Source organism: Olsenella sp. KH1P3 (assembly GCF_900167315.1).
Lineage (GTDB): Bacteria > Actinomycetota > Coriobacteriia > Coriobacteriales > Atopobiaceae > Olsenella_J > Olsenella_J umbonata_A.
Window position 1 is genome coordinate 87,737 of the sequence record NZ_FUWQ01000004.1, and the last position, 13,278, is coordinate 101,014.

Consider the following 13,278-nt stretch of genomic DNA (forward strand, 5'->3'; position numbering starts at 1 on the left):
GCCCGCCGGCCCTCCCCTTGCGGGAAACGCAGAAAGGAACGCACCATGGCAGATCTCGATGGGGTCAAGGTGGCAAAGGACTACCACGTTGACATCCCGTTCGCCAACGACAGGGGCTTCTACGTCAAGGGCGCGAACAGCCTCGATTGGGGCATGAAGAAGCACCTGTCTAACATCTTCAGTCCCAAGAGCGGCAACACGGTCATGTTCGCCTTCGACCATGGCTACTTCATGGGGTCCACGGCCGGTCTCGAGCGCCTTGACCTGCTGCTCCCCAGGCTCGCGCCCTACATCGACGTCTTCATGGGGACGCGCGGCGCCCTGCGCGACTGCGTGCCGCCCGAGATTGTGAAGTCCGTCGCCCTGCGCACCACCTCGGGCTCCTCGATGCTGCAGGAGGATCTCTCCCACGAGGTCGTTGCCGTCGACATCGAGGACGCGATCCGCCTGAACGCCGACTGCATGGCCGTCCAGACCTTCATCGGAGGCGACGGGCAGCTCTCGAGCATCGACAACCTCAGCCGCACCATCAACGCGGGCTTCCGCTACAGCATTCCGACCCTCGGCGTCTGCGCGGTGGGGAAGGACATGGAGCGCACGGGCCGCTTCTTCAAGCTTGCGACGCGCATCATAGCCGAGATGGGCTGCCAGATGGTGAAGACCTACGACTGCGAGGACTTCGAGGAGGTCGTTGCCGCCTGTCCCGTGCCCATCGTCGTCGCCGGTGGCAAGAAGCTTCCCGAGAAGGACGCGCTTCACCTTGCCTTCGACGTCATTCGCAAGGGTGCTCGCGGCGTTGACATGGGGCGCAACATCTTCCAGAGCCCGTATCCCGTCCAGATGGCGCAGGCAGTCGGTAAGATAGTCCACGAGGGCTACACCGACGCCGAGGCCTACGAGTTCCTGCAGGACTCGGTCAGCGACGCCAGCAAGGCGTAGCCTGGCTGCCAAAAGCATGGCGGGGCGCCGCTTCCGGGGCATTCCGGGGGCGGCGTCCCCTCTCATTGGGTATCATCGGTACAGAAACGATTGGCTGCAGGGAGGCACCATGCTTTTCAAGGAGCGCGAGAAGTTCGAGCGCACGGACGTTTGGCACTACGATCCCAAGTTCAACCCGGTGGCGGTTGCCGTCCTCGTGGTGATTTTCGTCGCGCTCGCCCTTGTGGTGTCTAGCCTCTGGGGCAAGGCGAACCAGCCGACCCGCATCTCGGACGAGGCCCTCGGCAGTGCGGTCAAGTCCCAGGAGGGCGCCACCAGCCCAGATGGCTATTCCTTCTCGTCGCACTCGTTCACCAACGTCCTCGTGCTCACCGTTGACGACGTGAGCGCCGAGAAGCCCCAGCTGAAGCGTGCCGAGATCCTCACGCTCGACGCGACGGCCCGTACGGCCGCAATCGCGTCGATTCCCCTGGACACCAAGGTCGCGAACGGCGAGACCGAGACGACCCTGGCCGAGCTCTACCAGGAGCAGGGGCCCTCCGCCTGCATCGTCCCCATCGCCGGTGCGTCAAACCTGAGGATGACCCACGTGGTCGTCGCGACGGAGGACGTCTGGGACAAGGTCGCCGCGCTCAAGGGGCATGGCGTCTCGGCCATCCTGGGGTCCTCGTCCGACATCCTCTCGTCCATCAACACCGACATGAGCGTTAGCGACATGATGAGCCTCGCCGAGCTCGTCCAGTCCATCGGCGTCGCGAACTTCCAGCACTTCGACGCCGCCGTCACGTCGGAGGACAATGGTGCGGGCGGGACGCGATCGGTTCTCGACCCCGTGCAGCTTGGCGTCCAGCTGGGAATCCTGGTCGCCGCGCAGTGACGTTCACGGGTTCCTCGGTCTGTGAATCTGCTGAAATCCTTTGATAATCACGCCACGTTCACATGGCAGCTTGCGCGCTAGGCGATAATCACCCTGTGCGGCGAGTCCCGTTTGGCCTCGCCCGTGTAGTTCGAACCCCGTGGTCTGGAGATATCGCAGCATGACCCCAAGGTTGCCCAAGATATCGATCATCATGCCGGCGTATAACGTCGACAGGTACGTGCGAAGGGCGGTCGAGAGCCTGCAGCACCAGACCTTTGAGGATTGGGAGCTTCTGGCCGTCGATGACGGCTCGAGTGACCGCACCGGCCAGATTCTGGACTCCATCGCCGACAGGGACATCCGCGTCACGGTCATCCACCAGGAGAACGGCGGCGCACCGGCAGCACGCAACAACGCGCTTGACCGTGCCCGCGGCAAGTACGTGATGTTCTTCGACGCCGACGACTGGGCGGAGCCCCAGATGCTCGCCGACATGGTCAAGTTCGGCGACGCGCATGACCTCGAGCTGGTCATTGCCGGCTTCTACATCGACACCTACTACGGCGCCGCCGACCAGCACACCACCGAGGTGAAGAACTGCCCCGATGCGGTCTTCGCAACCCAGACAGACTTCCGCGCCGCCGCATGGCGACTGTTCGACGTGAACCAGCTGTATCCACCCTGGAACAAGCTGTTCCTGCGCTCGCGCATCGAGGAGCTTGGGCTGAGGTTCCGTCCCACGTTCTGGGACGACTTTCCCTACGTGCTCGACTACATTCGCGACGTCCAGAAGGTAGGCGTCATCTCGCACCCGTACTACCACTTCATCCGTCAGCGCAGCGAGTCCGAGACCGCGCGCTGGAGGCCGGACATGTACGACAAGCGCGAGGAGGAGCATGGCTGGATGCTCGACCTCTACCACCACTGGGGACTCGACGGTGACGCTGCCAGCATGGAGATGGTCCAGCGCCGCTACGCGGAGCGACTCGTGGGCTGCATCGAAAACGTCTGCAACCCCAAGTGCACGCTGAGCGTCCACCAGAAGATGGCCGAGATCGAGCGCATGATCTCGACTGACCGAGCTCAGGTTGCCGTCGCCGTGGCGCGTCCGCACTCCCGCATGATGCAGATGATGCTCGCGCCGATCAGGCAGAGGAACGCTGCGCTTGCGTATCGCGAGGGCAAGTTCATCTCGTTCGTGAAGCGCCACAACACAAAGCTCTTCGCGACGCTCAAGGCCAACCGCTAGGGGTGGGAAGCTGGTGTCGCAGCGCCTCGTGCGCCTCCGTAAGAGAAAGGAAGACTGGTGGAGAAGTACGTGCTTCTCCACCAGTCTCTTATTTGTCCCTGCGACCTCTCTCGCGGCCGTATGGGGGCTTTGGCCCGAGGGCTACTCCTTCGCACCGTACTTTTCGTAGTAGGCGTCGATGGCGGCCTTGAGCTCTGGCGTGATGACCGAGCCCTCGAGCTCCTCGACGACTTCGGCCATGCTGACGATGCTGGTGACGGGGAAGCCGTACTTCTCTTGGATCTCCTGCTGCGCGCACACCTTGCCGCCCTTGCCGACCTCCATGCGGTTGAGCGAAACGATGAGGCCCTTGACGTCGACGTCGGCTGCGGCCTTCAGCTTGGGGTACGTCTCGTCGATCGACTTGCCCGAGGTGGTGACGTCCTCGACGATGACGACGCGATCGCCGTCCTTCAGCTCGGCGCCCAGCAGCTGGCCCTTGTCGGCGCCATGGTCCTTGGCCTCCTTGCGGTCGGAGCAATAGCGAATCTCCTTGCCATAGAGCTCGTGATAGGCGACGGCGGTCACGACGGACAGGGGGATGCCCTTGTATGCCGGGCCGAATACGATGTCGAAGTCGTCGCCGAAGTTGTCGTGGATTGCCTGTGCGTAGTAGCGGCCCAGCATCAGGAGCTGCTCGCCGGTCACGTAGGCGCCTGCGTTCATGAAGAACGGGGACTTGCGACCGCTCTTGAGCGTGAAGTCGCCAAACTTGAGCACGTGGCTGTCGACCATGAACTGAATGAACTCGCGCTTGTAGTCCTGCATCAAAGGTCCCCCTTCTTTGGGTGTGGCTTGCCTCGTCAATGGTAGTGCATGGGCGGGGCCTGGGGCCGTGCGAAGCGCCGCTTGTGTGTCGCGCGGCCAAATGCACATGGCATAACGCTCGTTTGAGAACGGAGGCCGACCCTTCGGGGTCGGCCTCCGTCTGAATCGCTTTCGCGCGCCTTCCGCTTGGGGGCGTCGCTTGGCTACTCCTGGTCCGTCAGCACCTTGGTCATGTCGGCGGCAGCCTTCTTGCCTGCGCCCATGGCCAGGATGACCGTTGCGGCGCCGGTGACGATGTCGCCGCCTGCCCAGATCTTGGGGTTGGAGGTGCGGCCCGTCTCCTCGTCGGCGATGATGTAGCCCCACTTGTTGAGCTCCATGCCGCCAATCTTCTTGGCGAAGGGGTTGGCGTTGGTGCCGATTGCGGAGATCGCGACGTCGCAGGGAATCTCCTCGACGGCGCCCTCGATGGGGACGGGGCGACGGCGCCCGGACTCGTCGGGCTCGCCCAGCTCCATCTTCTGCACGCGCACGCCGCAGACGTTGCCGTCCTCGCCCTTGAGGAACTCGAGGGGGGAGACAAGCGGCATGACCTCGACGCCCTCGGCCTTGGCGTGGTGGAGCTCGGCCTTACGGGCAGGCATCTCGTCCTCGGTGCGGCGGTAGGCGATGATCGCGCGCTCGGCGCCCAGGCGCTTTGCGGTGCGGACGGCGTCCATTGCGACATTGCCGCCGCCGAAGACGATGACCTGCTTGCCATGCTTGGTGGGGGTGTCGAACTCGGGGAACTTGTTCGCCTTCATCAGGTTCACGCGCGTGAGGTACTCGTTGGCGAAGAAGACGTTGGGGAGGTTCTCGCCCGGGATGTTCAGGAACTTGGGGAGGCCGGCGCCGGTTGCGACGTAGATCGCGTCGAAGCCCTTCTCGCCCAGAAGCTCCTCGGCGTCAGCGAGGTTGCCCATAACGGAGTTGAATTCAAACTTGACGCCCATGTCCTTCAGGCCGTCGATCTCGCGCTTGACAACGGCCTTGGGCAGACGGAACTCGGGAATGCCGTAGACCAGAACGCCACCGCCCGTGAAGAACGCCTCGAAGACGGTGACCTCGAAGCCGTTGCGCGCCAGCTCACCGGCGCAGGTGATGCCGGAGGGGCCGGAGCCGATCACGGCGACCTTCATGCCATTGGAGGGCTTCATCTCGGGTTTGCTCGCGAGCTCGGGCCGGTCGCCCAGGAAGCGCTCGAGCTGGCCGATTGCGACGGGTTCGGACTTGATGCCGCGAATGCACTTACCCTCGCACTGGTTCTCCTGCGGGCAGACGCGGCCGCAGATGGCGGGCAGCATCGAGGACTCGCGGATGATGTCCAGGCCGGCACCGAAGTCCCTCTCGGCGATCTTCTCGATGAAGGCGGGGATGTTGATGTTGACGGGGCAGCCCTGGACGCACTTGGGGTTCTTGCACCTCATGCAGCGCTCGGCCTCGGCGACTGCCATCTCCTCGGTGAAGCCGCGGTCGACGGGACGGAAGTCGCGGGCACGCTCCTCTGCGGGCTCCTCGTTGTCTGCAGTGCGGGGTGCCTTCATGTCGGCAACCCAGCGACCATTTACCTGTGGCATGCGCAGTTCGCCTCCTCATAGGCCTTGAGGGACTGGCCCTCCTCGGTACGGTATGCAGCCTGACGTGCGCGAAGGTCATCCCAGTCGACCTTCGTTGCGTCGAAGTCGGGGCCGTCGACGCAAGCGAACTTGGTCTGGCCGTCGATCTCGACGCGGCAGCAGCCGCACATGCCCGTGCCGTCGACCATGATGGGGTTGAGCGACGCGGTGATGGGGGTGCCGAACTTCTGGGCGGTGAGCGTGGAGAACTTCATCATCGGGACGGGGCCGACGCAGAAGACCTGGTCGACGGCCTTGGCATCCAGCAGACGCTCGAGGGGGGCAGTGACGACGCCCTTCTCGCCGTAGGAGCCGTCGTCCGTGGTGATGTGGACGTGGTCCTCGGGCAGGATGGCCCTGAACTGGTCCTCGAGCAGCAGGAGGTCCTTGGTGCGGGCACCCATGATGGCGTGCACCTCGTGGCCGGTCGCCGCCAGCTGACGAGCGACCGGGAATGCGATGGCGAGGCCGACGCCGCCGCCGATGACGCACCACCTGCCGTCACCCATCTCGGTGGGCTGGCCAAGGGGGCCCGTGACGTCGAGCAGGGAATCTCCGGCCTCGTACGAGGACAGCATGGTCGTGGTCTTTCCGACGACCATGAAGATGAACTCGACCCAGCCCTCTTCGGCATTCCAGTCCGCAAACGTGAACGGAACGCGCTCGCCGCTCTCGTTCGGGCGCACCATCAGGAACTGGCCGGCGTGGGCGTGCTTGGCCATCTCTGGTGCCTCGATGCGGAACTTGAAGACCTTCTCCGAGAACTGCGTCTTTTCGAGGATCTTGTACATCAACGAACTCCTCTCACAAAACACTGCCACTTGCGCAGCGGCGCACCGCCGCGAATACCGTTACGGCGAGCGCCCCCCCGTGCGCTCGCAACTCGACATGATAGCTAACCAGTCACGAAAATGCGTGACGTATTGGCTGTTGGACGCTATTGCTCGGCAGAGCTTGGGGCTCGCCGAGGGTGCGGGTGCCGAGGAGCCCGAAGAAGCCGTCGAGAAACCCTGCCCGCCCGCTAGCGGATGTTGTCCTGGCACCAGAGCACCCCACGCTCGAGGCACTTCTCGCAGGCTGAGGCCGCGTCCTGGGCGGTGACCTCGAACTCGTCTAAAAAGCTGCCCTTGAGCTGGCGCAGCGCGTAGTCGGCGACGCTCATCTTTCCGGGCGGCCTGCCGATGCCGAAGCGCAGGCGCGCGAAGTCGCGCGTGCCGAGCTTGTCTGCGATCGAGCGCAGCCCGTTGTGGGCGTTGAGCCCACCGCCCCACTTGACGCGGATGGTCCCTACGGGCAGGTCCACCTCGTCGTGCACCACCAGAATCTCCTGGGGCGATATGCGCAGCTCGCGCATGAGCTTGGAGAGGGGGCCGCCGCTGGTGTTCATGTAGCTCTGCGGCTTGGCGAGGATGACCTCATGAAGCTCGCCGCCCGCGCGCAGCTTGGCGTCGGCCATCTCGCAGCCCGCCTGGCTCTTCCAGTACGAGACGTGCGAGCGTTCCGCGAGCGCGTCGACGGTTGCGAAGCCCGCGCTGTGTCGGGTGCGCGCGTATTCGGGTCCTGGGTTGCCCAGGCCGCAGATCAGCTTTATCTCTTTGGGTTGTGCCTGCTTGGCCATGACGTGTCCTTTGGTGCGTGTCCAGCGATTCTCTTCTGGCTTCATCTTATATTGTACCTGCGACGCTGCTGGCGCCCCCGTGGGTCGCAAGGGCCGTCCCACTTGGAGCGCCGCGCAAAAAGGGCCGCCCCAAGTGGGACGGCCCTTGCGTGTCGTGCTGCTAGGCGAGCTGGAGGCCGCCTATTACATCTCGGAGTTTCCGCCTGAGACGCCGGAGACCGGCTTGTCGGCGTAGACCGCGTAGATGGCGTCGGCCAGCTCCTGGGCGATGGAGATGCTCTTGATCTTGGAGCCGACGGTGTTGGCGACGGCGCAGGGGATAGCGTCGGTGACGACGCACTCCTCGATGGGGGCGTTCTCGAGGCGCTCGATAGCGGGGCCCGAGAAGATGCCGTGCGTGGCGCTGATGTAGATGTCGCCTGCGCCCATCTCCTTCAACTTGGTGATGGAGCCCACCAGGGTGCCCGCGGTGTCGATCATGTCGTCGTTGACGATGCAGGTCTTGCCCTTGATGTTGCCGATAATGCCCATGACCTCGGCGGCGTTGTGCTTCGGGCGGCTCTTGTGGGCGATCGCGACCTCGCAGCCCAGGTAGTCGGAGAGCTTCTTGGCGACCTTCGCGCGGCCCATGTCAGGCGAGACGACGACGGTGTTGTTCATGTCGAGGTTCTTGGTCTTGAAGTAGTCGCCGAACTGGTAGAGGGCGGTCAGGTGCGTGACGGGGATGTCGAAGAAGCCCTGGATCTGGTTGGAGTGCAGGTCAAGCGCGATGACGCGGTCGACGCCGGCGGCCTCGATCAGGTTTGCGACGAGGCGGGCGGTAATCGGCTCGCGCGAGGCGGCCTTGCGGTCCTGGCGGGCATAGCCGTAGTGGGGGATGACCACCGTGAAGCTCGCGGCGGACGCGCGCGTGGCGGCATCGGCGACGATCAGGGTCTCCATGAGCAGGTCGTTGACGTTCTGGCCGGCGATGGACTGGACGAAGAAGACCTCGCTGCCGCGGACGGTCTCCTCAAAGCGGGCGTAGGTCTCGCCGTTGGCGAACTTCTCGAGCTTGAGGCCGGAGAGCTCGAGGTGCAGGACGTTCGCGATCCTCTGTGCGAGCTGGGGGTTGCCCGTTCCCGTGTAGAGTCGAATGTTCTTCTCGACGTTGAGAGGCTGGCTCAGGTTCTCGTACATCTCTACTTGTTCCCTTTCTCGAGACGCTCACGGCGCTTTGCGGCGTATCCGGCAATGATCTTCTCGTCAGAGCGCTCTATGGCGAGCGCGCCGGCGGGGACATCCTTGGTGATGCAGGAGCTGGCGCCGGTGATGGCGTCTGCCCCAATGCTGACGGGGGCGACCATCATGGTGTCGGAGCCAATGAAGGCACCGTCGCCGATGAAGGTCTTGTTCTTGTGGACACCGTCGTAGTTGCAGGTGATTGAGCCGCCGCCAATGTTGACGCCGGCACCCATGGTGGTGTCGCCAATGTAGGAGAGGTGCGGGACCTTGGAGCCCTCGCCCACGGTGGAGTTCTTGAGCTCGACGTGCGTGCCGGCCTTGGCGCCCTTGCAGAAGTGGGTGCCGCCGCGCAGGTAGGCGCGGGGGCCGCAGTTGACGTCGTCGTCGATGGAGGAGTCCACGATGATGGTCTCGTCCACGGTGCAGCCGTTGCCGACCGTGGCGTTCTCGAGGCGGCTGTTCGGGCCGATGGTGCAGTCGCAGCCCACGGAGGTCTTGCCCCAGACAAAGGTCTGGGGGAGAAGCACGCAGTCCTGCCCGATCGTGGCCTCGGGCCCGACCCAGACCTGATCCGGGTCGAGCATGGTGACGCCCCGGGCCATGAGGCCCTCGTTGATGCGGCGCTGCATGATCTTGGTGGCCTGTGCAAGCTGGATGCGGCTGTTGACGCCCAGAAGCTCGGAGTAGTCGTCGCAGTGGACGCATGCAACGGGCTCGCCCATGCCCACGTAGATGCCGACCATGTCGGTCAGGTAGTACTCGCCCTGGACGTTGTCGTTGCCGACCTTGTCGATGTTCTGGCTCAGGCGACGGCCGCAGAAGCAATAGACGCCCGAATTGCACTCGAGGAGCTTCTCGCGCTGCTCGGGCGTGCAGTCCTTGTGCTCGATGATGCCTTGGACTGCGTCCGACTCGTCGGTCTGGACGCGGCCGTAGCCGGTCACATCGGGCGGGGTCATGGTCAGGACGGTGCAGGCGTTGTGCTCGCTCGTGCTCTTGGCGACGAGCGCCTCGATGGTCTCGGGGCGGACGAGCGGGGAGTCGCCGGAAAGGACGACGACGGGGCCGCCGAACCCGCCCAGGGCGTCGCGCACCACGCGTACCGCGTGGCCGGTGCCCAGACGCTCGGTCTGCTCGACGAACTCGACGTCCTTGTCAGCAGAGAAGTACGAGCGGACTTCGTCGGAGCCGTTGCCGACTACGAGGACGATTCGCTCGATTCCGGCCTTGCGCGCCGAGTTGACTGCCCACCAGGCAAGGGGCTTTCCCAGCATGCGGTGCATTACCTTGGGGTGGCGCGACTTCATGCGCGTTCCCTCGCCAGCTGCGAGGACGATCGCGGTTACAGGCATGTAGAGGCCTCCAGTGTGCGTAAGCGGTTTTGGCGTGCGCCACCCAAACAATCAAGTGGCGTTCACAGCTCTTTAATGATAATCGCCTGAATCGGCGGAACCGCATTTCAGACGGCATGCAGACGATTTACACACAGCCGCTTGGCGTCCTGCCGACGTCTTGGAGGGGCTCTCGATAAGAAAAAAGCCGGCGCCCCATGGGCGCCGGCGAGGGTGCGTTGGCTGGGGTACTAGGATTCGAACCTAGGTTACAGGCACCAAAAACCCGTGTCCTAACCACTGGACGATACCCCAATGCTTCGCAGCGTTGGGGGCCTGGCCACGCCTTGCGCGGCTCAGCCTAGCCATCGCGCACTCAGTTTATCAGAAATCGAAAGCCGAGCATATGGCGTCAAGCAGCATGACCGCGAAGGTCTGGGCGTCGCCCATGGTGAAGGTGCCGTCGTATCCCAGGCCGTGGGGAAGCTCCACGCGGATGACGGGGACCCTGCTGCTGGTAGCGCGGCGGCTCTCGCAGGTGGTGCGCAGGCGCGCCGGAAGGGTGTCAACGTCGTCGGCGGTGAGGTTGGCGAGCTTGCTGCCGTCGGGCAGGGGCTGCGTCGAGAGCAGGATGACGGCAGTGTCGCCCTCGCGCGGGGAATCGACGTTGTCGATTAGGTCAAGTCCGCTCTTGTCGCTGGTGGCCGAGGCAAGGTTCCAGATACGGCCGGCGACGTTGCGCGAGATTGGGTCCTCTGCAGCAATGGAGATCTGGACGTTGTCCAGGACGCTGGCCGCTCGTGCGAAGCCCATGCCGCCCATGGGATGCGGACCTGCGGCGGGCTTGCCCGCCCACACGTGGTGCAGGCGATCGATCGCGTCGAAGGTGTCGGGGAAGGCCATGCCGTCGGCAAGCATGCCCTGGCTCTCCTGGAACTGCTTCACCGCGGCCTCGGTGTGCACGCCAAAGCAGCCGTCTGCGTCACCGCACGAGAAGCCAAGGATGTTGAGCCTCTGCTGCAGCTCGCGCACGTCGTTGCCGTGAAGGTTGGGAAGACGCAGGTAAAGGGTCCTATCGCCCAGCTCGTAGCAGGCGTCGACCAGCTCGGACCACGTCGCGGCGTCGATCTCGGCGCCCAACTGCATTCCGTGGTCGAGTCTGAACTTCGCGACGGCGGAAGCGGTGGAGGGGCCGAAGGCCTTGCTCTCGCGCTCGCTTGCGTCGATGTCATAGCCGAGGGACGCCAGGCGCTCCTGAATGTCCTCAACTGCGGCGCCGCTGGCGCCTTCGCGAATGGGATCCATGTCAATCTCCGATATCCGTTGTCGTTAGGCGCCTAGCCCAGGCGCTCGACAAAAAAGTCTGCCATAGAAATGAGCGTTGCATATGACTTGGGAAAAAAGTCCGCAGAAGCAAGACGGCCCTTGGCATCGTCGACGAGTCGGCGTGCCTCGTCCCTCACGTGCTCGATTGCCCCCGATTGCCTCATGAGCTCGACCGTGCGGGCCAGGTCACCCTCATCGGTCGTTCCGCTGTCAAGAAGTGCCTGCAGCTCGGCTCGCTCGTCTTCGTCGAGCTGCGCGAGGGCCCAGACGGCCGCGAGCGTGCGCTTGCCCTCGGTAATGTCGCTGCGGAAGTCCTTGCCTTGCGCGGCGGCGTTGCCCACGAGGTTGAGGAGGTCGTCCTGAAGCTGGAAGGCCAGGCCGCAGCTCATGCCGAACTCGCGCAGCGCCCCCACCTGGCGCTCGCTCGCCCCGCCACAGATGGCGCCTGCGGCCAGCGGCACGGCGGCCGAGTAGTAGGCCGTCTTGTGCGCCGCCATGTACAGGTAGTCGTCGGGCGTGATGTTCCAGCGACCGTCGCGGACCCAGCCCAGGTCGAGCGCCTGGCCCTCGATTGTCCGCTCCTCAAGGGCAGTGAGCTCGCGCAGCAGGCGGAGCTTGGTCTCGGCACCCAGGGTCTCATCGTCCAGAACGACGCGCGAGGCATTCACGAGCGCGAGGTCGCCAATGTTGATGGCGACGCCCACGCCCTCGGTCACGTGGACGCAGGGCTCGCCGCGACGCAGCTCGCCCTTGTCCGCGATGTCGTCGTGAATCAGCGCGGCGCTCTGGAAGTTCTCGACGGCGCAGGCGAACGAGAGGGCGCGCGCGGGGTCGGCCCCGACGGCCTCGGCACCCAGCATGCACAGTGCCGGGCGCGTGCGCTTGCCTCCGGAGGAGGTGAAGCGCGAGAGGGGGTCGTAGAGGTAGCGGCTCAGGTCGAGGCGGATCCCGTCACCGGGCTCGCCCGCCTTGCTGGCGTTTGGCTGCGTTCGCCTGAGCGCGTCCTCTATTGCCTGGTGCCTCTCGGCGAGGTAGGCGACGAAGCCCTGAGCGCCCATGTGCTTCTCGGCTGCATGGACGCCCAGGGGAGCCTCGCTGCTCTGGGCTTCGTTGTTGGGCACGGGCTCTTACTCCTCGTAGCCGTTGGGGTTCTTGAGCTGCCAGTTCCAGGAGTCGCGGCACATCTCGTCGATGCCGTACTGTGCCTCCCAGCCCATCTCGCGTTTGGCCTTGCTGCAGTCCGCGTAGTTCGCAGTCACGTCGCCGGCGCGGCGCGGGTCGATCTGGTAGGGAAGCTCCTTGCCGCAGGCCTTGCTGAAGGCCTTGACGATCTCGAGGACGCTGGTGCCCTTGCCGGTTCCCAGGTTGAAGATCTCGACTCCCTCGCGGCCGTTCATCCAGCTCAGTGCGGCGACGTGGCCGGAGGCGAGGTCCATCACGTGGATGTAGTCGCGCACGCCCGTTCCGTCGGGGGTGTCGTAGTCGTCGCCGAAGACGTGAACGCACTCGCGCTTGCCCACGGCCACCTGCGCGACGTAGGGGAGCAGGTTGTTGGGGATGCCCTTGGGGTCCTCGCCCATGAGCCCCGAGGGGTGAGCTCCGATGGGGTTGAAGTAGCGAAGGAGGACGACGTTCCACTCGGGGTCGGCGACGACCAGGTCGCTCAGGATCTGCTCGATCATCCACTTGGTCCAGCCATAGGGGTTGGTGGCCGGCTTCTTGGGGGACTCCTCGGTCAGGGGCAGGCTGTCGGGGTCGCCGTAGACGGTCGCGGAGCTGCTGAAGATGATCGACTTGCAGCCGTGCTCGCGCATGACGTCCAGCAAGACGAGGGTGTTGCCCAGGTTGTTGCTGTAGTACTCGATGGGCTTGGTGACGGACTCGCCGACGGCCTTGAAGCCGGCAAAGTGGATGACGCGGTCTATCTGGTTGTCGTCGAACACGCACTCCATGGCAGCGCGGTCGTTCACGTCAGCGCGGTAGAACGAGAGGTTCCTCGCATGCTCCTCGCCGACGATGGTGTCGATGCGGTCGAGGACCTTCTCGCTCGCGTTGGACAGGTCGTCTACGATGACGACCTGGTAGTCGTTTTGGAGTAGCTCGACTACCGTGTGGCTGCCGATGAACCCGGCGCCGCCGGTAACGAGGACGGTTGTGTCTTTGGGATCCTTGGTCTCACTCATGGGTGTCCTTTCAGGATGTCGTTGTCCGGCCTGCGCCGCCGCGCATGCCGTGGTGCGTTCGAGACGCAACGGGAAGAAGTATACGGT

Annotated in this window: 12 protein-coding genes and 1 tRNA gene; 3 read left to right on the top strand and 10 right to left on the bottom strand. The window is 64.5% G+C overall.

Annotation, left to right across the window (positions count from 1 at the left end; all coding sequences use genetic code 11):
- The first annotated feature begins 45 nt into the window (after positions 1 to 45).
- From lsrF to B5D13_RS06400, 3 genes are all read left to right on the top strand, one after another.
- A complete protein-coding gene (gene lsrF, locus B5D13_RS06390; RefSeq protein ID WP_078687490.1) occupies positions 46 to 939 on the top strand; it encodes a 3-hydroxy-5-phosphonooxypentane-2,4-dione thiolase in 894 nt (297 codons plus the stop codon).
- Positions 940 to 1,048: 109 nt separating this feature from the next.
- Complete coding sequence (locus tag B5D13_RS06395) at positions 1,049 to 1,816, top strand: hypothetical protein (RefSeq protein WP_078687491.1); 768 nt, start codon at positions 1,049 to 1,051, stop codon at positions 1,814 to 1,816.
- A gap of 160 nt (positions 1,817 to 1,976) precedes the next feature.
- Complete coding sequence (locus B5D13_RS06400; protein ID WP_078687492.1) at positions 1,977 to 3,047, top strand: glycosyltransferase family 2 protein; 1,071 nt, start codon at positions 1,977 to 1,979, stop codon at positions 3,045 to 3,047.
- Positions 3,048 to 3,188: 141 nt separating this feature from the next.
- On the opposite strand, the gene pyrE is transcribed toward B5D13_RS06400, so the two are convergent.
- The 10 genes from pyrE to galE form a co-directional block, all read right to left on the bottom strand.
- A complete protein-coding gene (pyrE, locus tag B5D13_RS06405) occupies positions 3,189 to 3,854 on the bottom strand; it encodes an orotate phosphoribosyltransferase (protein ID WP_078687493.1) in 666 nt (221 codons plus the stop codon).
- Between the two features lie 203 nt (positions 3,855 to 4,057).
- Entirely contained in the window at positions 4,058 to 5,470 is a 1,413-nt protein-coding gene (gene gltA, locus B5D13_RS06410) for an NADPH-dependent glutamate synthase (protein WP_078687494.1), read from the bottom strand.
- On the bottom strand, positions 5,458 to 6,300 hold the full coding sequence (locus tag B5D13_RS06415) for a sulfide/dihydroorotate dehydrogenase-like FAD/NAD-binding protein (RefSeq protein ID WP_078687495.1): 843 nt from the start codon (positions 6,298 to 6,300) through the stop codon (positions 5,458 to 5,460). The genes gltA and B5D13_RS06415 overlap by 13 nt, the downstream gene beginning before the upstream one ends.
- 230 nt (positions 6,301 to 6,530) lie before the next feature.
- Entirely contained in the window at positions 6,531 to 7,127 is a 597-nt protein-coding gene (gene pth / locus B5D13_RS06420) for an aminoacyl-tRNA hydrolase (RefSeq protein WP_180363885.1), read from the bottom strand.
- A gap of 183 nt (positions 7,128 to 7,310) precedes the next feature.
- A complete protein-coding gene (locus B5D13_RS06425; protein WP_078687496.1) occupies positions 7,311 to 8,306 on the bottom strand; it encodes a ribose-phosphate diphosphokinase in 996 nt (331 codons plus the stop codon).
- 2 nt (positions 8,307 to 8,308) lie between these two features.
- Positions 8,309 to 9,703 carry a bifunctional UDP-N-acetylglucosamine diphosphorylase/glucosamine-1-phosphate N-acetyltransferase GlmU gene (gene glmU / locus B5D13_RS06430; protein ID WP_078687497.1) on the bottom strand — a complete coding sequence of 465 codons (1,395 nt, stop codon included), beginning with the start codon at positions 9,701 to 9,703 and terminating at the stop codon, positions 8,309 to 8,311.
- Between the two features lie 219 nt (positions 9,704 to 9,922).
- Positions 9,923 to 9,997 (bottom strand) — tRNA-Gln (locus B5D13_RS06435).
- Between the two features lie 69 nt (positions 9,998 to 10,066).
- Positions 10,067 to 10,987 (bottom strand): peptidoglycan-binding domain-containing protein, encoded by a 921-nt coding sequence (locus tag B5D13_RS06440; RefSeq protein WP_078687498.1) that lies wholly within the window; start codon positions 10,985 to 10,987, stop codon positions 10,067 to 10,069.
- A gap of 32 nt (positions 10,988 to 11,019) precedes the next feature.
- Positions 11,020 to 12,129, bottom strand: coding sequence for a polyprenyl synthetase family protein (locus tag B5D13_RS06445; protein WP_234970744.1), 1,110 nt, complete (start codon positions 12,127 to 12,129; stop codon positions 11,020 to 11,022).
- A 6-nt stretch (positions 12,130 to 12,135) separates the two neighbouring features.
- A complete protein-coding gene (gene galE, locus B5D13_RS06450; RefSeq protein ID WP_078687499.1) occupies positions 12,136 to 13,191 on the bottom strand; it encodes a UDP-glucose 4-epimerase GalE in 1,056 nt (351 codons plus the stop codon).
- Positions 13,192 to 13,278: the final 87 nt, after the last annotated feature.